Origin of the sequence: Ensifer sp. Root558 (assembly GCF_001427045.1) — a bacterium.
GTDB lineage: Bacteria > Pseudomonadota > Alphaproteobacteria > Rhizobiales > Rhizobiaceae > Ensifer > Ensifer adhaerens.
Map to the genome: position 1 here is coordinate 496169 of NZ_LMGC01000001.1, position 20567 is coordinate 516735.

The window sequence follows — 20567 nt, forward strand, 5'->3', positions numbered from 1 at the left end:
CAGGAAGGAACCTGACAATGATAAAGGCATCTGATCATTCAACTTCGTCCCGCTGCGTGTCGAGGACTTTTCCGATGAAACTTCTGGCGTCGTGCGTGGCAGGGCTGAGCATTGTCGCTGGCCTGTCAACCCCGGCGCGTGCGCAGCAAGCAACACCAAAACCCAACATCCTTCTGATCGTTTCCGATGACACCGGCTACGGAGACCTCGGCCCCTATGGCGGCGGTGAAGGACGAGGCATGCCGACACCCAACATCGACAAGCTGGCCGAACAGGGCATGCTGTTTTATGATTTCTATGCCCAGCCGAGTTGCACGCCGGGTCGCGCCGCCATGATCACCGGGCGTATTCCCAACCGCAGCGGCATGACGACGGTTGCATTCCAGGGGGAAGGCGGCGGTCTTCCGGCGGCCGAATGGACGCTCGCCTCCGTCTTGAAGCTCGGCGGGTACCAGACCTATTTCACCGGCAAATGGCATTTGGGCGAGGCGGACTATGCCTTGCCGAACGCCCATGGCTTCGACGTCATGAAGTATTGCGGCCTTTACCACCTCAACGCCTACACCTACGCCGACCCGACCTGGTTCCCGGATATGGACCCCAAGCTCAGGGCCATGTTCCAGAAGGTCACCAAGGGCGCGCTCTCCGGTAAGGCCGGCGAAACGGCGGTCGAGGACTTCAAGATCAACGGCCAGTATATCGACACGCCCACGGTCAATGGCGCGGCAGGGGTCGTCGGCATCCCCTATTTCGACAGCTACGTCGAAAAGGCGGCCATCGAGTTTCTCGACGACGCGGCGAAATCCGACAAGCCGTTCTTCATCGACGTCAACTTCATGAAGGTGCACCAGCCGAACATGCCGGCGCCCGAGTTCGAGCATAAATCGCTGTCGAAGTCGAAATATGCCGACAGCATCGTGGAGCTGGACACCCGCATCGGCCGCATCATGGACAAGCTGCGCGAGACCGGCCTCGACAAGAATACGCTGGTCTTCTACACGACGGACAATGGCGCCTGGCAGGATGTCTATCCCGACGCCGGCTATACGCCGTTTCGTGGCACCAAGGGCACGGTGCGCGAGGGTGGCAACCGCGTTCCCGCCATCGCCGTCTGGCCGGGCAAGATCAAGGCCGGCTCCAAGAACCATGACATCGTCGGCGGCCTCGACCTGATGGCGACATTTGCTTCGGTTGCCGGTGTCGCTCTGCCGGACAAGGACCGCGAGGGCCAGCCGATCATCTTCGACAGCTTCGACATGTCGCCGGTCCTGCTTGGAACCGGCAAGTCGGAACGGAACTCATGGTTCTATTTCACCGAGAACGAACTGTCTCCCGGCGCTGCCCGCGTCGGCAATTACAAGGCGGTGTTCAACCTGCGTGGCGACAATGGACAGGCGACCGGCGGCCTTGCCGTCGACAGCAATCAGGGCTGGAAGGGTCCGAACAAATATGTGGCGACGGTGCCGCAGATCTTCGACCTCTGGCAGGACCCGCAGGAGCGCTACGACATCTTCATGAACAACTACACCGAGCGCACCTGGACGATGGTGACCATCAGCGACTCCATCAAGCAATTGATGATGACCTACGTCAAATATCCACCGCGCAAGCTTCAAAGCGGGACCTATACCGGTCCGATCGAAATCTCGAAGTATCAGCAGTTCCAGTGGCTGCGCGATGAGCTCGGCAAGGAAGGCTTCAGTCTGCCGATGCCGACCGGCAACTGAACCGGAAAATGAGAAGCGGCGCTGTCTGATCACGGCAGCGCCGCTCGACCGTCGGGCTTTCGAGGCGCCGGTCAGATCCGCTCGAGGAAGGCAAGTACCCGTTTCATCGCCAGCGCAGTTGCCGCCGCGTCATAGGAGGGCAGCGAGCTGTCGGCGAAGTAGTGCTGGTCGCCCGGATAGAGGAACAGTTCGGCGTCCTCTGCCTTCTCGACGATCTCGCGGGCGGCGTCGATATCGCCTTCGCCGACGAAGATCGGGTCGTTGTCCATGCCGTGGATTTGAACGGGTACGCCTGCCGGCCAGGGGCCGAAGGACCACTGGCCACTGATCGGGATGCAGGAGTAAAAGAGCAGGGCGCCGCGGGCGCCGGGGCGGGTCTGGGCGAGTTTCTGAGCCGGCAGGACACCGAAGGAGAAGCCGGCATAGACGAGGTTTTCGGGGAGGGCATCGGCGAGGCGCACGCCGCGCTCGCGCATCTCTTCAAAGCCGACCGCCTCGATATGGGCAACGCCCTCCTCGATGCTCGCAAATGTACGTCCTTCGAAGAGATCGGGCAGGTGGACGACGTGCCCGGCCGCGCGCAGGTCGTCGGCAAAAGCGTGCACGCCGGGTGTCAGCCCCTGGGCATGGTGGAATACGAGGACTTCGGCCATCGGCAGCTTCTCCTTCAAACCAGTGTTCGCGCATCAATTGTATTTCGTTCGGCGGAATTCAAGCGGCAAGGCTGCCCTTAAGGAAAATATTCCTCCCGCGCTGATGCCGCGTCTCTCGACCTTTTCTTGCCATCTTCGCTCGCTTGGTTGCGCACGATGCACCACGATTCTGGAGGGAAAAGGATCATGACAGGTAAGTTGCGCATTGCCGTGCTGTTCGGTGGCCGGTCGGCGGAGCATGAGGTTTCGCTGATGTCGGCGCGCAACGCCGTCGCGGCGCTCGATCGGACGCGCTACGAGATCGTGCCGATCGGGATCGCCAGGGATGGCCGCTGGATGCTGGTCGATCTCGAAGACGGGGAACTGCCGAAGGCGATCCCCGTGTCGGGAACGCAGGTGGCGCTGATCCCCGGCGGACGGGGGCGGGCGGTCACCATCGCGGCCGACGGCCGCCAAGGGTTGCTGCCGGCGATCGACCTGATCTTTCCGGTTCTGCATGGTCCCTTCGGCGAAGACGGGACGGTGCAAGGCTATGCGGAAACTGCCGATGTCGCCTATGTCGGCTGCGGTGTCGCGGCTTCGGCGGTCGCCATGGACAAGGCGCTCGCCAAGCGCCTGCTGGTCGCCGAAGGCATTGCCGTTGCGCGGGCGATCGGCCTTCATGCGGGCGACGCCTATTCAAGCGAGACCATCCTCGAAAGCCTGGGACTGCCGGTTTTCGTCAAGCCGGCGCGGCAGGGATCTTCCGTCGGCGTCAGCCGCGTCGACAGTCTGGACGCGCTTCAGGCGGCGCTTAACGAGGCGTTCCGGCACGACGACAAGGTGCTGATCGAGGAGTTCGTCCAGGCCCGCGAGATCGAGTGCTCGGTGCTGGAGGATGCGAAGGGACAGCTCACCGTCTCGCGACCGGGCGAAATCATTCCGGCTGCGAGCCACGGCTTCTACAGCTACGACGCCAAATATGTCGATGCCGGCGGCGCAGTCGTCGAGGCGCCCGCCAAACTCTCCGAGGAGGTGATCGCAGAGGCCAAGGACATGGCCGCGCGGGCATTCCGGGCGCTTGACTGCGCGGGGATGGCGCGGGTGGACTTCTTCCTGCGCGCCGATGGAAGCCTCATGATCAACGAAATCAACACCATTCCCGGCTTCACCAATATCAGCATGTATGCCAAGGCGCTGGCAGCCGACGGCATCGCCTACGGCCAGGTGGTGGAGACGCTGATCGCCCATGCGCTGAAGCTGCGCGGCAAGGCGGGCGCGCGCACCTGAGGGGATGACAGGGGCAACCCGGGTATGGCAGGCCATCGCCGGGGATGGCGGGCTTGCCGGGCGGCAGTGTCACCCTGGAGTATTGCGATGCTACCTATGAGTTGCGGTCCATATTAGGATTGTCGCATTCATTGTGGGTTCACGTCGCCCCGGCCAAAACTCGCACCTGTTACAAACGGACAGGTGATGAAATGAAGAAGATTGGCATCGTCGTGCTTGCGGCGATAACGGCTCTTTCGGGCATCACGCCGGCAAACGCCCTGCCGGCTGTTGCCATCGAGCGGGTGCAGAAGAGCGACGTTCAACTGGTGCAGCACCGGGAATGGAACGGCGGTCACCATCGCCGGCGTCCGCCGGGCTGGCACGGCGGCTATCGCCCGCGCCCCGGCTGGGATGGCGGTTACCGCCCGCGGCCAGGCTGGCATGGCGGCTATCGTCCGCGTCCGGGTTGGGACGGCGGCTACCGCTATGGCTACTATAACGGCCACCGCGGCTATCGCTACGAGCGCTACGGCTATCGCCGCCACAATGACGGCTGGTGGTATCCGCTGGCGGCCTTCGGCACCGGAGTCATCATCGGTGGCGCGATCGCCGCTCCGCCAGCGCGTCGCTACGAGACCGGCGTCAACCCGCGCCATGCCGACTGGTGCTATGCGCGCTATCGCTCCTACCGCGCCTGGGACAACTCGTTCCAACCCTATGGTGGCCCGCGCCAGCAGTGCTATTCGCCCTACTTCTGAGGCGAGCGTGTTTTAAGGAGGCCGCCGGTCGCTGACCGGCGGGCCTCTTTTTTGTTTTCTGGCATTCACATGCGCTGAGGGAACGCGGCCCGGCATGGGTGGGAACGCAGCCTCTATCGACTGCTGCGCGGCATCTCCTCGTCGAAGCGGGTTTTCTCGCGCCCCGGATCATCCTCGAGGATTTTCTCTTCGCGGTCGTCAGGCAGTGCATCGTCCGGATCGACATTGGCTTCGTCGCGGCTCGGAACGGGCGACACGCGACCCTGATCGACCGGCGTCGGATGGTCTCCCGCGGGAAGCTGGTCGACGGGGAGCGGCGGGATCTTACCGATCGGCACTGCGCGTGTTTCGCCAGACGGGGGCACGTCTTCCGGTGTCTCTCGGTCGCGGGATTTCGGGTTTGCCTTGTTCATCGTCGCATCTCCTTGCTGGCGGTTTGCCAGGAATAAGCCGAGGCGAGCGGAAAAGGTTCCGGTCTGGACGTTCAAGATCTCAAGATTGAAGGTGGATCAATGACGGGGCGTGGCCGTGCGGATTGGGGGACATCGCATCCGGCTCCTGTCGTTTTCCAAGTCTTGGTCCGCGATGCAATCGGCATCCCAAGCACGCGCTATCGAGCCAGACATCCTGTCGATGATATCGGGGCGAACTCTGCCGCGTCGCGCGTTTGCAGGGGAGGCGTCTGCTAGGAATCGCTCATTGCGGCAACCCCGCGAAGAGGCAGACAAGCGGAGCGGCCGCGGACCGGCGAGGTCGGAAAAGCCCGGTCTTCTAGAACTTCAACGTCTTCTAGAACTTCAACCGGGCGTCGTCATGTTCGGGAGGGCGGTGCGCGTCCTTGCGACGAAACCCGTAGGCGAGCGCGAGCCCCAGGATTGCGGAGCCGACGACGATGGCGGCGAGTGCGAAGAAATTCTCCATGGCATTTTCCTCCCAAGGGGAAGCTTAACACAGAATGCGCGCAAACAAATGGCGCGGCAGCGAGAATGCGCGTCATGGTTACTCAACGCATGTCGGCCCAAGATGTTCAATCCGATTGGCTTCGGTGCGCGGTGCGTTCGGCCGAGGCTTTGCACGGGAGCGACACTGCGGGCGGGCGATCTGGACAACGTCGAGCCCCGCCAGCTTCGCCGTCTACGAAGCATCAGCGACCTCAATAACCGCCAGCACCGCCGCCGCCCTGACTCATGCCCTGGACGCCTTGCATGCCCTGGTAACTGGGGCTCGGAGCAGGAGTGCTGGTGCGGCTCGCCTGGTCGGTGGTGCAGCCGGCAGCCGCAAGAAGCGCCGCGCAAAGAGCGGCGATCAGGTATTGTCGTGTCATGGGTATCTCCCGTGGTCGTGGGAGCGGCATCAACCGCTTCCGCATCGAAACGGATCAACCATGCCGCCGCCGGCCCCGGATCCGTTGAGGAAGGAGACATGGCGCCAGCGGCCTTGCATGGCGCTCGCGATTGTACCACCGATCGCGCACATGGGCTGGCAAAGAGGCGGGGCGGGGGTAAAGGAAAAAACGAACAAAACGGAAACAAATTTTGGCAAAGGGGCTTGCCAAGCGACCGGAAGCGGGCTAAGGATATTACAGGCTGGCCGTTTCGTCATTGAAGCGGCCTTTTTGATTCCGGCGGATTGGCGCGGCCTTGCCTGGGCGCTGATGCCGATATCCAAAAAAGTCAAATCCGCGCCGGCGCCGGCTGCGACCGCTGAGACGCGGGTGACGACGGCCGCTACGGCGTCACGGCGCTTCGCGATTTTTCGGATCCGAACTTGGGCTTCACGTCTTCGGCGCCCGCATGCTGCTGTCGCAAGATCGCCGCATGTTCTGGTGCGAAAGCCCTAAAGCTGGTCGCGTGGAAAGGGCTCACGCGACAGGCTTTAAGATCTTGTTTTTATGCATGTCGTTGCGGCAATACCGCTGCCCACTTTTACGCGAAAAGCCTTAGGCTTCCTGCTTGGCGATCTTGCCGGTGACGGAGGCGCCGGTCTCATGTCGCGGGCGGGGCTGCCCGATGCTGCGCAGCCAGCGCGAGGCTTCCTTCGGATCGCGCTCGACGCCGAGGCCTCTCTGATAGATGGTCACGAGGCGGGCCTGGGCAGCCGGATGACCCTGGCGGGCGGCCTGGCGGTTCCAATGAAGCGAGGCGGCATAGTGTTCCGCGCCGCCATCGTTGAAATAGATTTCGGCGAGTTTCGCCTGGGCATCGACATTTCCTGACGTCGCCAGTTCAAGCAACCTGGGCGAGATATTCGTTGCGGACGGCCGCGGGGTGAAAATGGTCTTCAACTTGCTGAACGTGTTGCGGATCATCTGGCACCTGTTGCATTCATTGCATGGTTCCCGCGGCTGGACTGCTAGGCTGAAAAACTGCTTAAAATCTTGAACTAATTCGACTTTTCCCTGGCCACTGCCGGTAGAGCAGGAGCGCTTGCGATGCATTGCGCCAGAAGCACCCGATGTGGGGCAACCCGGTGAGCGGTATTGATGACCGAATGCAACCTGAAGTCAAGGTTGCAAGCGTGACATCCGGCGTGACACACGCATTTTTCTGTGATCGGCTGTCACGCTTGCTAGCTTGAACAGCCGCGGCGACACGATGGTGCCTCCCGCAGGCATTGGCGTTCCCAGCTTGGGCGCCGAGACCTTCGGAGATGTCGGCTCGTCGACTTCGGCCAGGGCCGGAGCCGGCCTCGCGAACATGCCAAGCAGTTTCGTCCACAAACGCCGGATCACCTGCGATCGCCTCCAAATCCCGCCGCTACCGGTCGGCTTTGATGGCAGAATGCAACTTTTGGTCAAGCGGCGGCCGATCCAACGTGCGCAGGAGGAGCAATCGCCTCGTGCCCCGGAGCAAATCCCATGACAGTGAAACCCGCAAAGGACCCGAAGACCGGGCGCTTTCTGCCGCGCGCCGGAGGGGATGGGGCCGTCCCCCGGACGCGCACGCGCAAGGCGGTCCGCACCAAGCTCGGCGAACTCTTTCTCGAAGACATGCTTTCGGCCTGGGAGAGCCGAGGGGCGGCCGCGATCCACGCGCTGATCGAGAAGAACCCAAACGACTTCCTGAAGACGATAGCGGCGCTGATGCCGAAGGACGTGACCATCAATCCAAACCAGATGGGCGAGATGACGGATGAACAACTCCTCGAGCGGATCCGCAAGCTCGACCAGACCATCAGGCCTTTCCTTGCTGCTTCGGGAGCGGATGGAACTGACGATGGAGATCGGGCGGCGGCAGAAAACCAATAGGCTCGCCTATTACCGTCCCTATGCGAAACAGACCGAGTTTCATGCGGCGGGGGCCAGCTTTCGCGAGCGGCTGTTCATGGCCGGTAACCAGCTCGGCAAGACGCTTGCCGGCGCCGCGGAAGCGGCGATGCATCTGACAGGCGACTATCCCTCTTGGTGGGCGGGCCGACGGTTCGACCGGCCGATCACGATGATCGGCGGCTCGGAATCGCACGAGCTGACACGCGATGGCGTGCAGCGGCTGCTCGTCGGCCCGCCAATGAGCGAGGAGGACTGGGGCACCGGCTATCTGCCGAAAGCGGCGCTTGTCGGCTGGACACGACGATCGAGCGCTTCCGGCGCGCTCGACAGCGTGACCGTGCGGCACACTTCGGGCGGCACCTCGACGCTGCTCTTGAAGGCTTACGAGCAGGGCCGGGCGAAATGGCAGGCCAACACCGTGGACTATCTCTGGTTCGACGAGGAGCCGCCGGAAGACGTCTATTTCGAAGGCATCACCCGCACCAATGCGACCGGTGGCTCGGTCGCCGTGACGTTTACGCCGCTGAAAGGCATGAGCTCGGTCGTCAGCCGCTATCTGCTGGAACCATCAGACGACCGGACCGTGGTGACGATGACGATCGACGATGCCGAACATTATACGCCGCAGGAGCGCGCGAAGATCATCGCCAGCTACCCCGCGCATGAGAAGGAAGCGCGCACCAAGGGGGTGCCGACGCTCGGGTCGGGAAGAATCTTCCCGGTGACGGAAGAGCAGATCCGGGTCGAGCCATTCGAGGTTCCCAGGCACTGGGTGCAGATCGGCGGGCTCGATTTCGGCTGGGATCACCCCTTTGCCGCAGCGCTCTGCGCCTGGGACCGCGATGCGGATGTCTTTTACGTGACCCGCTGCTACCGCGAGCGCGAGGCGACGCCGATCATCCATGCCGCAAGCCTGAAACCCTGGGGACCCTGGCTGCCCTGGGCCTGGCCGCACGACGGGCTGCAGCACGACAAGGGCTCGGGCGAGCAGCTTGCGGCGCAATATCGCGGGCAGGGGCTCGTGATGCTGCCCGAGCGCGCGACCTTCGACGACGGCACCAACGGTGTCGAGGCGGGGGTCTCCGACATGCTGCAGCGCATGCAGACCGGTCGCTTCAAGGTGTTTTCGACCTGTGGCGACTGGTTCGAGGAGTTCAGGCTCTACCACCGCAAGGACGGCCGGATCGTCAAGGAACGCGACGACGTGATTTCGGCCAGCCGCTACGCGCTGATGATGAAACGCTTTGCCCGGGTGAAGGCGGATAACGCCGCCTGGGCCTTTACCGATCGGAAGGTTCTCTAGCCGCGGTGGTGAAACCTAACGCCAACGAGGCCCGTCGCGGCCTCGAGGCCCGAACCGCGGGCCGGCGAACGAAAATCGATCAGACCTTCCAGGAGCCTGCTTCCACGACCGTGGAACGGGGCCCGTTGCCTTCAATATCAACAGTAGGAGTCGTCATGGTTACCAGCGTTGTCACCACATCTGGAAACACGACATGCATGGATTTCAGCACGAACCAGTGGCACGGCTACGTTGGCGGTAACACGCCCTATGGCCTGTGGGTGGACGGTCCCTTGCATCCGTGGCGCGACGCCAATGGAACGCCGACCTTCATCACCGGCCATTCCGAAGGGTATCGCTACAACGTCCTCTCCGATTGGCACAACGGCCACACCTGGACCAACTGGAATGCCGGCCGGCACTGGAACTCGCCGCGCGACACCGTTGAAGGGCACTATGCCAACCGCCACTGGATCGTGTCACCGTTCGCGCGCGGCTCTCTGGTCGTCGGCCTGACCCACCACGAATTCTATCAATCGTCGACGACGATCGGCGGGGTCAAAGGCTTCAATTCCCACGCCCACGGCTTCAATACCCGCTGGGTCAACGGCATCGGCTATGTGCGCTCTACCAATGACGGTCAGGCCTGGACAGTCCCCAATCCCGGGGATTTCGGCCAGAACCATCACAATGTGCGCTGCGTGCTGATCCCGGAGCCGTGGTCCTACCAGTCTATCGACACGGCCTATGGCTTCCTGCATCCGTCGAACATCGTGCAAGAGGGCAACTACTATTATGCCTTCATCGAGGTCCGCAATCTGCCGGGCAACACCACGCTGCTCGACAACGGCTTCACCATCATCCGAACATCGAACCTCGACGCGTCGGTCGGCTGGCAGTTCTACAACAACGCCAACCAGTGGGAGACGGTGAACCACCAGTACTACCAGGGCAACATCGCGCCGCAGCAGCCGAAAATCTTCTTCAAGGTGGCGGGCTACAACCCCTACACCATGTATGACCAGAACGGCCGCATGGCGCAGAGCATCCGCTACCACGTGCCCACACAGAAATGGGTTCTGTTCGGCTACACTGGCCTGCAGACGCCCGGCTTCTGCTACTGCGTTTCGGATACGCTCGCCAATCCGCAGTTCGAGGCGAACGGGCACCGTTTGGTGAGCCTTGCCGGCGGCGGCGCCACGAACGAATACCACAGCAACCACTACATCAGCGTCTTCGATCCGAACTCTCAGGATCAGAACTACAAGACGATCCTCGGTGACAGCGCGGTCGTGATAACGGCCGACGAAGGCGTGCGCTACAAGATCGGCACGATCCGGATCACCTGATTTCACAAGCAAAACAACGTGATGACGCTCTTTCGGTCGTTATGAGCCGATTGACGGAACGCTGTGCCCGGGCAGGCCATTCATGCCGCCTGGGCCTTTACCGATCGGAAGGTTCTCCAGATGGCAGCGATGACGAAACCGGAACTGACGGAGCTCGTGGGCCAGCTCGTCAGGGATTGCGAGGATTATCGCGACCAGCTTTCCGCGGCGCGTATCAGGGCGATGGAATATTACGACGGCGTGATGGCCGACGTGCCGGCGGAAGCAAACCGCTCCAAGGTGGTTTCGCGCGATGTGCGGGCGGCGGTGAAGAAGGTGCTGCCTTCGCTCATCCGCACCGTGCTCGGCAATGACAAGGTGGTGGAATACCAGCCGGTCAACCAGGGCGACGAGGCCGGCGCCGAGCAGGCGACCGACTATATCAACTACATCGTCTTTCCCGAAAGCGACGGCTACGACGCGGTGCAGGATGCCGCGCACGACGCGCTGAAGCTCGGCAACGGGGTGATCCGCTGGTGGTACGAGAAGAGAAAAAGCGTCGAGGTTTCGACCCATAGCGGGCTCGACGAGGCAGCCCTGGTGCAGCTCATTGCCGACGACACGGTGGAGGTGCTGGAACAGGCGCAATCGGTCGAGCGGATCGAGCTGCCGACGGGATCTGTCGAGCAGCCGGTCTTTGCCGTGAAGATCCGCCGCACGGCGGAGCGCGGGGCGACAAGGCTGGCCGCCGTGCCGCTCGAAGAATTCCTCGTTCATCCGGACGCGATCGCGATCGACGACAGCCCGATTGCCGGGATCAAGCGGCGGATGCGCCGCTCCGATCTGATCGCCATGGGCTATGACCGTGATCTCGTCGAAGGCTTTGCCCTTGCCGGCAATACCGACGGCGAGGACGAGGAATTTGCCCGAAGGCGTGGCATCTTCGGCGATGGCGAGGAGACGGCAAAGGCGCTGCAGGAGGTCGACTACTACGAGCTCTATGTGAAGGTGGATGCGGACGATGACGGCATTGCGGAGCTGCGCCGCCTGATCTTTGCCGGCGGCACCGGGGCCGACAACCTGCTTGAGGATGCGGAATGGGACGAGGTGCCTTTTGCCGATCTCATCACCGAGCGGCGGCCGCACCAGCGCGAGGGCAATGCGATCACCGACGACATGGCGGAGATCCAGCGGGTGAAGACCGTGCTCCTGCGCCAGACGCTCGACAATCTCTACTGGCAGAACAACCAGCAGCCGATTGTGCAGGAAGGGATGATCCAGAACCCGGAGTCGGTGCTGAACCCAAAATTCGGCCAGCCGATCCGCGTCGGCCAGGGCGTCGATGTGCGCGGCGCCGTCGGCTATACGGCGGTGCCGTTCGTGGCGCGCGAATCCTTCTCCATGCTCGGCTATCTCGACCAGGAGGCGACTGACCGGACCGGGATTTCCGATGCGTCGAGCGGCATGGCGCCGGATGCGCTGCAGAACATGACGGCGAAGGCGACCGCACTCGTCGAACAGGCGGGCATCGGCCAGACGGAACTGATGGTGCGCACCTTTGCGCAGGGGCTGAGGCGGGTGTTCAAGGGGGTGCTCGGGCTTACCATCAAGCATCAGGACCGGCCGCGGGCGGTGCGTCTGCGCGGCAAATGGGTGACCTTCGACCCGCGCCACTGGAACGCCGGCATGGATGCGACCGTCAACACCGGGCTCGGTGCGGGCACCCGCGAGCGCGACATGCTGATGATCCAGATGATCCAGCAATTGCAGGAAAAGCTGCTGACGACGCTCGGGCCGGACAACCCTTACGTCTCGCCCGACAACCTCTACAACGGCATTGCCAAGACCGTGGAGGCGGCGGGGCTGAAATCGCCTGACCTCTACTTCACCAAGCCGACGCCCGAGGACATCCAGAGGCGGATGGTGGACATTACTTCACTGGTGGCATCATCGGCGTAGGCGCGACGTTTTCAAGCAACGTGTCGGCACTCAATTTCGTTGCTTCGGGGGGGGCGGCGGCGCAATGTACATCTTGTCCAACAGCGATAGAGTGCTTGCATTCCAGTCGGCAGCGTCGGTAACTCGCGGCACGATCGTTTCGAGCCAAGCGAACGCTGCGATGCAGATCGGCGTGTGGAACACTTCCGGTGTGTTTCAGCAGCTGGCGAGTTGGCACGAAACTGGTCTTTATTCGTGGTCTGGCCACATCGCACGACTTGGAGGCAACGGATCATCCGGCGAAATCCAACTGCTCACCAACAACAACGGTCACAGCTATCGTATGATTGGGGTGAACGACGGCGGCTTGTATATTCAACGGTCCAGCGACCGTTTCGTATCAAATGCACCGACGCTGCTTTCTTGGAGCGGGATCAGTGAAGCTACGTTCCCGAGCAACGTATATGCCCCTCGGTTTATAGCAACCGCGAATGGTGATGGCCAAGCCATCAAGGTCGGCGACGATGTGTGGCTCGGTGACATCAACCAAGCAGACACACTCTCCGTTCGCGGTCAGACCAACTTGGCCAACGGTTGGATACAGTTCGGCTATGGAGGCAACAAGCTCGGCGTCAACGGCTCCGTCGGCGATCGTCTATACTGGGGCGGTGGCTTCTTTATCCAGTCGGACGGCAATATGTACATGCCAATGTGGGGGGACTATCTCGGCAACGTCGTGAACGGTAAGGCCGGCATCTACACCGGCTCAAACCGCGATGAAACCAATTTCCCAATCGGACATACCATCCTGGTCGAAACGGGTAATGGGGACATCAAAGAGAGGAATTCCGCCCATGCGATTTATCTTAGTTCCAGTTACGGCTACGCCTTTGGCGGGGCTGGGGCGCAACTTGCTGGAACTTGGCGTGCTCGAGGCGGCTACGATTCGCCCGGGTCGGGTGCATGGACCTATTGCTTCGTGAGGACGGCATAATGACATCGATGTCACTTAATATGGTTTATGCCGTTCGAGCTACTCAAGAGGCTGACGTCTACAACATCCGTTGCAACATCACGGATTATCTCGGCGCGTCCTACGACACCGACTACTGCAGTCGTCCGGATGACACCGTCGGCGTCAATCCCCTGATCCGCCAGTGGTTGCTCGATAATCCCGGCTTCCAGATCGAGCCATACATCCCCCCCGATCCGCCGACGGAAGACGAATTGCGGCAGCGGATGCCCAGTCTGACCGCCCGCCAATTCCGCCTGGGACTGGTGAATGCCGACATCTCGCCGTCGACCGTGACCGCAGCGATCGCGGGGATGCCCGTTGGCTCGGATCAGGACAAGGCTCAGATCGAGTGGGAGTATGCAACCACGTTCAACCGGTTGCACCCGCTGATCGGGACGGTTGGTACGGCGCTTGGTCTTTCTGACACCCAGATCGATGCCCTGTGGGTGGCGGCCGCCGCGCTTTAACCGGAAAATCTCCAAAAGGTGAATCCATGAACAGAGCAGCGTTTTACGCGGCCCTGCGCGATCCCGCGTCGGGTGTATTCAAGTCCTATTCTGCAAAGCAGTTTGAAAGCCTGGACGCGGTCGTCCTGGAGGGGCGCCGGCGTGCGGTAGGCCTCTGCCATCTGGCCGCAATTCTCGCCGAGGTCCATCACGAAACCGGCGGCACAATGCGGCCGGTCGAGGAGAATCTGAACTACTCGGCAAGGCGGCTCATGCAAGTATGGCCGGCGCGATTTCCGACGCTTGCTAGCGCGGAACCCTACGCGGGCAATCCGCGCAAGCTTGCGAACCGGGTCTATGGCGGGCGGCTTGGCAATGTCGAAGACGACGACGGGTGGGTCTTTCGCGGGCGAGGGCTGGCGCAAATTACCGGTCGCGCGAACTATGGCAAGTTTGGTCTGGTGGAGATGCCGGATCGTGCCTGTGATCCGGCGACGGCCATTCGCATTCTTTTCGACGGCATGGTGCACGGGCTTTTCACGGGCAAGCGACTGACTGATTTCGACACGGACGATAGCCGTTCGGCGGCGGCGACCGGCTATCGTTATGCCGCCTCACGCGCGATTATCAACGGCGATATCAGGCAGAACGGGCCGAAGATCGAGGCCTACGGCCGCGCCTTCGAGGCGGCGCTGCGTGCGGCCGGATATGGTCGCGAGAGCGCTTCGGCCGATCCCTCCGTTGTTGTCGTGCTGCGGCCAGGCTCGGTCGAAAGGGCGCCCGACATGGAAAGCGTCAACGCTTCGCACGGGGCCAAATTCAATCGCCTGCGCCGTCTCATTGAGGCGGTTGCCGGGTTTCTTGCGCGGTGGACGAAATGAGTGCTGTCGTCATCCGTATCCTGCTGCGCTACGGCGCGGGGCTGCTCGTGGCTAAAGGGCTGCTGGCGCCGGAGGCGGGGCTGGTGCTTGCCGATGATCCCGACGTGCAGATGCTGATGGAGGTGGGTATCGGCCTTGGTGCGGGCATTCTCTCGGAGTGCTGGTACGTGCTGGCGCGACGCCTTGGTTGGGCGAAATGATGTTTGCCTGGCCGAAGCTTCTCATCGCCGGCCTCATCGTCTCGGGTCTCGTCTGGCTCATTCATGAAATCCGCGCAGACGGCGCACGATCCTACGCCAATGCCATCGAAAGGCAGAACAATGACGCTCATAGCCGCGCTCGTGGGAAGCGCCTTGATTACGATTCCTGCCTTGATGCTGGCAGGGTGTGGGACTTCGCGTCCGGCCAGTGCTCCCGGGCTGCGCGCCGTGGTCGGAACTGATCTTGTCGGCGCGCGCGGAGCATCGCCAGCGGATCAGCGCCGGATCGATCGCACGGTCGTCGGCCTTTGTGCCGCGGATATCTGGACGAAGGCCGAATGCGCGAAGCACGGGGGAGGCCATCATGTCGCTGGCTGAAATCGATATCGTTGTTCATCGCCAGTTGGGAGAACTGGTTGCCGGCATGCGCGGCCTGCAGGAGTCCATTCATCGGATCGAGGATGGCGCGAGGCGGGCGGAGGATAAATCTGCCGCCAGTCAAGCCAGCGTTCACCGGCGCATGGATGAACTCGCTGAGCGGGTCAACGAACTGGAAGCGTCGGCTTCCGCTATCGGTGCCGAAATCTCCGATATGAAGCCGGTGACCGATGACGTCAGGCGGTGGAAGCTCATGGGTATTGGCGCACTAGGAGTGACGGGAATTGCTGCGATGGCTCTCGGTGTCAGTTTTGCCGAAGCGATCCGGCGGATCGTGTTCGTGATTGCCGGAAGAGCCTAGCGCTCAGGGCTGCTTGACCTACGTCTTTTAATCAAAGCGCCGCGCACCCGAAAGGGTGCGCGGCGCTTTTTGCGTTTGGTGCTCTAAAGGGTTTCGCCCGTCGATGATCACACGGCCGGTATCGGATTTGCCGGAGCGCCCAAAGTGCGGACGCTCTCCGAAACCGAGAAGCGAAGGCGATACTCCTTCGGTGAGAGACCCAGGATCTTGCGGAAGATCTTGCGATAGGCGTTGGTGTCGTCATAGCCGCTTTGCCAGGCAACCTGCTCGATCGAGAGATGTGAGCGCTCCAGCAGATCGCGGGATTTGGCGATCCGTAGCCGCTGGCAATATTCGGTCGGGTTGAAGCCGGTCGCCTTCTGGAAACGGCGCAGGAAGGTGCGGTCGCCGAGACCGGCGCGGTCGGCCATCATCTGCAGCGTCACGCCCTTGGTGTTGGCGCCGTGCAGCCAGTGCTGGATCTTCAGGATGATCGTGTCGCCGTGATCGAGCTTCGGGGCGAAGACGCTGTAATAGCTCTGCTCGCGCGCGCCGGGGTCGATGATCATGTAGCGTGCGGTTGCCAGCATGACGTCGGTTCCGAGGAACCGGTCGACGAGTTTCAGGCCGAGGTCGATCCAGGCCATCATGCCGCCGGCGGTGATGATGTCGCCTTCGTCGATCAGCAGCCTGTCGGTGTCGACGCGGATGTCGCTGTAGCGGTTGGAGATCAGGTCCTGATGCGACCAATGGGTGGTGATGGTGCGACCGGTGGCGAGGCCGGACTCTGCCAGCAGATAGGCGCCGCCGCAGACGGAGCAGATCGTCGCGCCGCGTTGATGCTGTTCGCGCACGAAGGCGGGCAGGGCACCGATGCGATCGCCGACCGGCAGATCGGAGAGCGTCGGCGGCAGGATCAGGGCCACAAGGCCCGAGGAGGGGCCTTCGTGGGTGTCGCGCGATTTCGACACCGAGCCATCTTCCTGAAGTTTCCAGTGGCTGATGCGGATTTGCGGCGCGTCTCTGCCGCTTTGCTCCACCGACTGCATGCTCGCCACCTGGAACATGTCGGTCAGCCCATGGATCGCCGACATCAGGGCGCGGGGATAGACGACGATGCCGATCTCCGCCGGCTCGTTTTCGGGTCGTTTTGTCACTTCTGCCCCCATCGTTGTCAGCTTTGCCGGTCGAGAGGTTAGGCCCACCGATTTATCAATTCAACCATCGCTTCCGCCGAATGGAAGCCCGAGCAACAGAGATCAAAGAGGTGAGGACAATGACACAGGCAAAAGCAGTTTCCGCAAGCGTTTCCAACGGCATCTCCCGCCGCACGGTTCTCTCGGCCGCCTTTGGCGCTGCCGCGACGGTAGCCGCGGTCAATGCCATGAACACGCCGGCCAAGGCCGCATCCAACACCGCAACAACCGCCGGCGCGTCCGGCACTAAGGGAGCAAACACCATGGGCAGCCGCATCATCACCCGCGATGGCGTCGAGATCTATTACAAGGACTGGGGTCCGAAGGATGGCCCGGTCGTCGTGCTCAGCCACGGCTGGCCGCTGTCGTCTGGCATCATCACCCGCGATGGCGTCGAGATCTATTACAAGGACTGGGGTCCGAAGGATGGCCCGGTCGTCGTGCTCAGCCACGGCTGGCCGCTGTCGTCAGACAGCTGGGAAGCGCAGGCCTTCCACCTTGCCGCCAACGGCTTCCGCGTCGTCACCCATGACCGCCGCGGCCACGGCCGCTCGTCGCAGCCCTGGGACGGCAACGACATGGACCACTATGCCGACGACCTCGCGGATCTGATCAACGCGCTCGATCTGAAGGGGATCTTCCTTGCCGGGTTTTCGACTGGCGGCGGTGAGATCAGCCGCTATATCGGCCGCCACGGCACCAGCCGGATCGCCAGGGCCGGTTTGATCTCGGCCGTGCCGCCGCTGATGGTCAAGACCGACAAGAACCCCGGCGGCCTGCCGAAGGAAGTCTTCGATGGCCTGCAGGCGGCAAGCCTGAAGGATCGCTCGAAGCTCTACCGCGACATCGCGTCCGGTCCGTTCTTCGGCTTCAACCGCCCGGGCGCGGTCGCCTCTCAGGGCATGATCGACAGCTTCTGGCTGCAGGGCATGATGGGGGGACACAAGAACACCTATGACTCGATCGTCGCCTTCTCGCAGACCGACTTTACCGAGGACCTGAAGAAGTTCGACGTGCCGACGCTGATCATCCATGGCGACGACGACCAGATCGTGCCGATCGATGCGGCTGCACGGGCCTCGAAGACGCTGGTGCCGCATGCGGAGCTCAAGGTCTATGCCGGCGCACCGCACGGCATCACCGACACCCACAAGGACCAGCTCAACGCCGACCTGCTCGCCTTCGCCAAGGCCTGATGGTTGTTCGCCGGTGCCACCTCACAGGTGGCGCCGGCACCCTATGTCAAACGCTTCAGCCAAGGATCAGAGCCATGACCTCTTCCCACAATCCCACCGACGTCTCCGGCCCCGGCCGTCGTGAATTCCTTGCAGGCACCAGTGCGCTTGCAGCCTCCGCCCTGCTGCCGAAAGGTGCCTATGCCGCAGATATCAAACGTTTCCGGCATGGCGGCTTCGATATTTCCGTCGTCAGCGACGGCTTCATCATGCTGCCGGTCAGCATCGTGCTGCCGGATGCAACGGCGGAAGAGCGGCCGGAGATCATGCGCCGGCTTGGCGGCACTCCCGAAAAGGCGCCGTTTCACACCAATATTCCGGTCATTCGCACTGGCGACGATCTGATCGTGGTCGACGACGGCTCGGGCACACGTTTCCAGGAGAGCGCCGGCAAGCTTCACGCCAATCTGCTTGCGGCCGGCATCGACCCGAGTGCGGTGACGAAGGTGGTGCTGACGCATGCCCATCCTGACCATGCGGGCGGCACCGTTGGCGCCGACGGCACGCTCGCCTTTCCGAATGCGCAGTACTTCGTTTCGGAGGGGGAATGGCGGTTCTGGACCGATCCCAACTTCGAAAAGACCATGCCGCAGGTGCTTCATGGCTTTGCCAAGGGTGCGCAGCGCGATCTCTTTGCGGTCAAGGACCGGCTGACCCTGGTGAAGCCCGGCGACGAAATCGTCAGCGGCATGCAGGTGCTCGACACGCGGGGCCACACACCCGGTCATATCTCGCTTCAGCTTTCCGGCGGTGACGGCGCCGGACATGAGGGCTTGGTGATCACGGGCGATGCGGTCACCAGCAACATCGTCTTCTTTGAGCACCCCGACTGGCATTTCGGCTTCGACACGGATGCGGAGCTGGCCTTGAAGAACCGCAAGGCCCTGATCGACCGGGCCGCGTCGGAGCGGCTGGCGCTGCTTGGCTATCATTGGGCCTATCCGGGGATCGGGCGGGCGGAGCGCAACGGGGCGGCCTATCGCTTCGTGGCGGCGGGGTGACCGCCTGGAGCCGGCAATCACTAGGACAGTTGACGGGCGCGCCTCCTGCGGGGCGCGCCCGTTTCTCTGCATTCAGAGAGCCAGTTCGCTGTCCTTGATATCGCTGATCGGCGCAAGGAACGGCAGGTCGAACGGACGCAGAGCGGTGCGTTTCGCGGTGAGCTGTGGCCAGTCGGGATTGACGAGCGCGCCGCGGCCAAGCGCGATCATGTCGGCACCGGCTTCCATCACCTCCTCGGCGCGGTCAAGATCGTGCAGGCTGCCGTTGGCGATGATGAACAGGCGCGGCGCGTGGCGGCGGGCGAGGGAAACGAGCGAGGCGTCGCCGCCCTCGAAGGCCGGCTTCCAGGCTTCGAACTCGGTCACGTGCACGAAGTCTGCCGGGCTTTCGGCGAGCGCCTCGAACACGCGGGCTGCACCTTGTTCGCGTTCTGCCCATTTGTGCCTGAAGTCGTTGACCTTACTCTGGGAGAGCCGCAGCCCCAACGGGACGTCGGGGCCGATCGCCACGCGCACTGCCTTCAGCACTTCGAGTGACAGGCCGAGCCGCTCAACGATATCTCCACCCCAGCGATCCGCCCGCCGGTTCGAAAAGTCCGTGAAGAACTGATCGAGCAGATAGCCGTTGGCGCCGTGGATCTCGATGCCGTCGAAACCGGCAACCTCGATTGCAAGCCGGGCGGCACAGGCGAAGCCTTCGATCGCCTCGGCGATTTCGGCATCGCTGATCTCGCGCGGCAGGGCATAGGGGCCGTCGCCGTGATAACCGGTCAACTGGCTGCCCTTCGGCCGGACGGCGGAGGGGCCTACCGTCTCGGGCCTGTGCGGGTTACCCTGCGCCAGCGCGCCGCCATGCATGAGCTGCGCGAAGATGCGCCCGCCTTCCGCATGAACGGCCTCGACGATCGGTCGCCAGGCGAGAGCCTGTTCCCGATCGGTCAGGCCCGGCTGGTCCTTGTAGGTTTGGGAATAGGCCTTGTCGGTGTAGATGCCCTCGGTCGTGATCAGGCTGAAGCCGCCGCGGGCGAAGCGCTGGTAATAGTGCTGCATGCGCTCGCCGGGCGCGCCGGCCGCCGTGGCGCTGATGCGGGTCATCGGCGCCACGGACAGGCGATTGGCGAAATCAAGCCCCTTGAGACGGGTGCCGGTGAAGGCGGGGGACGCGATGCCAAACGGTGCGTTCATGTCACTTGCCTCCATCGAGCGCGATCGCTTCGATCTCGATCAGCGCGTCTGGCGAATAGAGCGAGGAGACCTCGATGATGCTGTCGGCGGGATAGGGGGCGGAAAACCACGTGCGGCGCAGCTCGATGATCTTGGCGAAATTCTCCATGGAGCGCAGGAAGATCGTGACCTTGACGATCTTGTCTAACCCAGAGTCCGCCGCCTTGAGCGCCCGCTCGAGATTGCGGAACGCCTGTTCGGCCTGGCGGTCGAAGTCACCGACGCCGACGAGCTTGCCGTCGTCGCCGATTGCCGCCTGACCGGAGACGAAGACGAAGCCATTGGCCTTGATCGCCTGGGAAAGCAGGAAGGGCGCGTAGGGATCCGGCTGGGTGACGACCTGTTCGAGAGACATAAGATGTCCTTTCATGCTTTAGATTTTCTCAGCTTGGCGCTGTTGCCTTCACTGTTGATCTCAATATGCTGGGCCATTCGGCGGCTGACAA

At 62.6% G+C, this 20567-nt stretch carries 23 protein-coding genes; 15 read left to right on the top strand and 8 right to left on the bottom strand.

The genetic code is table 11. The features are described from left to right. The first annotated feature begins 74 nt into the window (after positions 1-74). Positions 75-1727, top strand: coding sequence for an arylsulfatase (locus ASD63_RS02505; RefSeq protein ID WP_051659281.1), 1653 nt, complete (start codon positions 75-77; stop codon positions 1725-1727). Between the two features lie 71 nt (positions 1728-1798). On the opposite strand, the gene ASD63_RS02510 is transcribed toward ASD63_RS02505, so the two are convergent. After that, entirely contained in the window at positions 1799-2380 is a 582-nt protein-coding gene (locus tag ASD63_RS02510) for a dienelactone hydrolase family protein (RefSeq protein WP_034793467.1), read from the bottom strand. A 186-nt stretch (positions 2381-2566) separates the two neighbouring features. Between ASD63_RS02510 and ASD63_RS02515 the strand changes: the two genes are divergently transcribed. Together ASD63_RS02515 and ASD63_RS02520 are read left to right on the top strand one after the other, a co-directional pair. Beyond that, positions 2567-3649, top strand: a complete 1083-nt coding sequence (locus ASD63_RS02515) for a D-alanine--D-alanine ligase family protein (RefSeq protein WP_034793469.1) — start codon at positions 2567-2569, stop codon at positions 3647-3649. A 191-nt stretch (positions 3650-3840) separates the two neighbouring features. Continuing rightward, positions 3841-4389, top strand: a complete 549-nt coding sequence (locus ASD63_RS02520; RefSeq protein ID WP_034793472.1) for a BA14K family protein — start codon at positions 3841-3843, stop codon at positions 4387-4389. Positions 4390-4502: 113 nt separating this feature from the next. Here ASD63_RS02520 and ASD63_RS02525 read toward each other — a convergent pair whose 3' ends face one another. The 4 genes from ASD63_RS02525 to ASD63_RS02530 all read right to left on the bottom strand — a co-directional run bounded on the left by ASD63_RS02525 (position 4503) and on the right by ASD63_RS02530 (position 6697). Continuing rightward, the gene (locus ASD63_RS02525; RefSeq protein WP_090425664.1) at positions 4503-4802 is read right to left on the bottom strand and encodes a hypothetical protein; all 300 of its coding nucleotides are present in this window, start codon (positions 4800-4802) and stop codon (positions 4503-4505) included. Between the two features lie 376 nt (positions 4803-5178). Beyond that, positions 5179-5310, bottom strand: a complete 132-nt coding sequence (locus ASD63_RS36540; RefSeq protein WP_255380915.1) for a hypothetical protein — start codon at positions 5308-5310, stop codon at positions 5179-5181. A 232-nt stretch (positions 5311-5542) separates the two neighbouring features. Then, positions 5543-5713, bottom strand: coding sequence for a hypothetical protein (locus tag ASD63_RS34815; protein ID WP_156400691.1), 171 nt, complete (start codon positions 5711-5713; stop codon positions 5543-5545). A 615-nt stretch (positions 5714-6328) separates the two neighbouring features. Beyond that, positions 6329-6697 carry a tetratricopeptide repeat protein gene (locus tag ASD63_RS02530; protein ID WP_051659282.1) on the bottom strand — a complete coding sequence of 123 codons (369 nt, stop codon included), beginning with the start codon at positions 6695-6697 and terminating at the stop codon, positions 6329-6331. Between the two features lie 549 nt (positions 6698-7246). Here ASD63_RS02530 and ASD63_RS33870 point away from each other — a divergent pair. From ASD63_RS33870 to ASD63_RS02580, 10 genes are all read left to right on the top strand, one after another. Next, the gene (locus tag ASD63_RS33870; RefSeq protein ID WP_143106225.1) at positions 7247-7636 is read left to right on the top strand and encodes a hypothetical protein; all 390 of its coding nucleotides are present in this window, start codon (positions 7247-7249) and stop codon (positions 7634-7636) included. After that, on the top strand, positions 7521-8960 hold the full coding sequence (locus ASD63_RS02540; protein ID WP_060528773.1) for a terminase large subunit: 1440 nt from the start codon (positions 7521-7523) through the stop codon (positions 8958-8960). The genes ASD63_RS33870 and ASD63_RS02540 overlap by 116 nt, the downstream gene beginning before the upstream one ends. Positions 8961-9157: 197 nt before the next feature. Then, positions 9158-10288, top strand: coding sequence for a hypothetical protein (locus ASD63_RS02545; protein ID WP_034793485.1), 1131 nt, complete (start codon positions 9158-9160; stop codon positions 10286-10288). 120 nt (positions 10289-10408) lie between these two features. Then, on the top strand, positions 10409-12226 hold the full coding sequence (locus ASD63_RS02550) for a phage portal protein (protein ID WP_234798744.1): 1818 nt from the start codon (positions 10409-10411) through the stop codon (positions 12224-12226). Between the two features lie 64 nt (positions 12227-12290). Next, a complete protein-coding gene (locus ASD63_RS34820; protein WP_034793487.1) occupies positions 12291-13199 on the top strand; it encodes a hypothetical protein in 909 nt (302 codons plus the stop codon). Next, positions 13199-13687, top strand: a complete 489-nt coding sequence (locus ASD63_RS02560; RefSeq protein WP_034793497.1) for a hypothetical protein — start codon at positions 13199-13201, stop codon at positions 13685-13687. The genes ASD63_RS34820 and ASD63_RS02560 overlap by 1 nt, the downstream gene beginning before the upstream one ends. Then, complete coding sequence (locus ASD63_RS02565) at positions 13663-14547, top strand: hypothetical protein (RefSeq protein ID WP_177235700.1); 885 nt, start codon at positions 13663-13665, stop codon at positions 14545-14547. The genes ASD63_RS02560 and ASD63_RS02565 overlap by 25 nt, the downstream gene beginning before the upstream one ends. Then, positions 14544-14747 (top strand): hypothetical protein, encoded by a 204-nt coding sequence (locus ASD63_RS02570; RefSeq protein WP_034793500.1) that lies wholly within the window; start codon positions 14544-14546, stop codon positions 14745-14747. Before ASD63_RS02565 ends, ASD63_RS02570 begins: the two co-directional genes overlap by 4 nt. 120 nt (positions 14748-14867) lie before the next feature. Continuing rightward, the gene (locus ASD63_RS35935; RefSeq protein ID WP_082572756.1) at positions 14868-15125 is read left to right on the top strand and encodes a hypothetical protein; all 258 of its coding nucleotides are present in this window, start codon (positions 14868-14870) and stop codon (positions 15123-15125) included. Beyond that, complete coding sequence (locus tag ASD63_RS02580; RefSeq protein WP_034793518.1) at positions 15112-15486, top strand: DUF1515 family protein; 375 nt, start codon at positions 15112-15114, stop codon at positions 15484-15486. Before ASD63_RS35935 ends, ASD63_RS02580 begins: the two co-directional genes overlap by 14 nt. A gap of 107 nt (positions 15487-15593) precedes the next feature. Here the strand turns inward: ASD63_RS02580 and ASD63_RS02585 are convergent, their stop codons facing one another. Beyond that, on the bottom strand, positions 15594-16622 hold the full coding sequence (locus ASD63_RS02585) for a helix-turn-helix domain-containing protein (protein WP_034793840.1): 1029 nt from the start codon (positions 16620-16622) through the stop codon (positions 15594-15596). Between the two features lie 119 nt (positions 16623-16741). On the opposite strand from ASD63_RS02585, the gene ASD63_RS02590 reads away from it, so the two are divergent. Together ASD63_RS02590 and ASD63_RS02595 are read left to right on the top strand one after the other, a co-directional pair. Beyond that, positions 16742-17857 (top strand): alpha/beta hydrolase, encoded by a 1116-nt coding sequence (locus ASD63_RS02590; RefSeq protein WP_060528774.1) that lies wholly within the window; start codon positions 16742-16744, stop codon positions 17855-17857. A 74-nt stretch (positions 17858-17931) separates the two neighbouring features. Beyond that, the gene (locus ASD63_RS02595) at positions 17932-18897 is read left to right on the top strand and encodes an MBL fold metallo-hydrolase (protein ID WP_034788060.1); all 966 of its coding nucleotides are present in this window, start codon (positions 17932-17934) and stop codon (positions 18895-18897) included. Between the two features lie 72 nt (positions 18898-18969). Here the strand turns inward: ASD63_RS02595 and ASD63_RS02600 are convergent, their stop codons facing one another. Both ASD63_RS02600 and ASD63_RS02605 read right to left on the bottom strand, forming a co-directional pair. Next, a complete protein-coding gene (locus ASD63_RS02600) occupies positions 18970-20082 on the bottom strand; it encodes an NADH:flavin oxidoreductase (RefSeq protein ID WP_034788062.1) in 1113 nt (370 codons plus the stop codon). A 1-nt stretch (position 20083) separates the two neighbouring features. After that, on the bottom strand, positions 20084-20476 hold the full coding sequence (locus ASD63_RS02605) for a RidA family protein (protein ID WP_034788065.1): 393 nt from the start codon (positions 20474-20476) through the stop codon (positions 20084-20086). Positions 20477-20567 lie beyond the last annotated feature (91 nt).

Excerpts from the sequence above, each read along its gene's own strand:
- ASD63_RS02505 (WP_051659281.1), top strand. The coding sequence starts at position 75 with ATGAAACTTCTGGCGTCGTGCGTGGCAGGGCTGAGCATTGTCGCTGGC.
- ASD63_RS02510 (WP_034793467.1), bottom strand. The coding sequence starts at position 2,380 with ATGGCCGAAGTCCTCGTATTCCACCATGCCCAGGGGCTGACACCCGGC.
- ASD63_RS02515 (WP_034793469.1), top strand. The coding sequence starts at position 2,567 with ATGACAGGTAAGTTGCGCATTGCCGTGCTGTTCGGTGGCCGGTCGGCG.
- ASD63_RS02520 (WP_034793472.1), top strand. The coding sequence starts at position 3,841 with ATGAAGAAGATTGGCATCGTCGTGCTTGCGGCGATAACGGCTCTTTCG.
- ASD63_RS02525 (WP_090425664.1), bottom strand. The coding sequence starts at position 4,802 with ATGAACAAGGCAAACCCGAAATCCCGCGACCGAGAGACACCGGAAGAC.
- ASD63_RS36540 (WP_255380915.1), bottom strand. The coding sequence starts at position 5,310 with ATGGAGAATTTCTTCGCACTCGCCGCCATCGTCGTCGGCTCCGCAATC.
- ASD63_RS34815 (WP_156400691.1), bottom strand. The coding sequence starts at position 5,713 with ATGACACGACAATACCTGATCGCCGCTCTTTGCGCGGCGCTTCTTGCG.
- ASD63_RS02530 (WP_051659282.1), bottom strand. The coding sequence starts at position 6,697 with ATGATCCGCAACACGTTCAGCAAGTTGAAGACCATTTTCACCCCGCGG.
- ASD63_RS33870 (WP_143106225.1), top strand. The coding sequence starts at position 7,247 with ATGACAGTGAAACCCGCAAAGGACCCGAAGACCGGGCGCTTTCTGCCG.
- ASD63_RS02540 (WP_060528773.1), top strand. The coding sequence starts at position 7,521 with ATGAACAACTCCTCGAGCGGATCCGCAAGCTCGACCAGACCATCAGGC.
- ASD63_RS02545 (WP_034793485.1), top strand. The coding sequence starts at position 9,158 with ATGGATTTCAGCACGAACCAGTGGCACGGCTACGTTGGCGGTAACACG.
- ASD63_RS02550 (WP_234798744.1), top strand. The coding sequence starts at position 10,409 with ATGGCAGCGATGACGAAACCGGAACTGACGGAGCTCGTGGGCCAGCTC.
- ASD63_RS34820 (WP_034793487.1), top strand. The coding sequence starts at position 12,291 with ATGTACATCTTGTCCAACAGCGATAGAGTGCTTGCATTCCAGTCGGCA.
- ASD63_RS02560 (WP_034793497.1), top strand. The coding sequence starts at position 13,199 with ATGACATCGATGTCACTTAATATGGTTTATGCCGTTCGAGCTACTCAA.
- ASD63_RS02570 (WP_034793500.1), top strand. The coding sequence starts at position 14,544 with ATGAGTGCTGTCGTCATCCGTATCCTGCTGCGCTACGGCGCGGGGCTG.
- ASD63_RS35935 (WP_082572756.1), top strand. The coding sequence starts at position 14,868 with ATGACGCTCATAGCCGCGCTCGTGGGAAGCGCCTTGATTACGATTCCT.
- ASD63_RS02580 (WP_034793518.1), top strand. The coding sequence starts at position 15,112 with ATGTCGCTGGCTGAAATCGATATCGTTGTTCATCGCCAGTTGGGAGAA.
- ASD63_RS02590 (WP_060528774.1), top strand. The coding sequence starts at position 16,742 with ATGACACAGGCAAAAGCAGTTTCCGCAAGCGTTTCCAACGGCATCTCC.
- ASD63_RS02595 (WP_034788060.1), top strand. The coding sequence starts at position 17,932 with ATGACCTCTTCCCACAATCCCACCGACGTCTCCGGCCCCGGCCGTCGT.
- ASD63_RS02600 (WP_034788062.1), bottom strand. The coding sequence starts at position 20,082 with ATGAACGCACCGTTTGGCATCGCGTCCCCCGCCTTCACCGGCACCCGT.
- ASD63_RS02605 (WP_034788065.1), bottom strand. The coding sequence starts at position 20,476 with ATGTCTCTCGAACAGGTCGTCACCCAGCCGGATCCCTACGCGCCCTTC.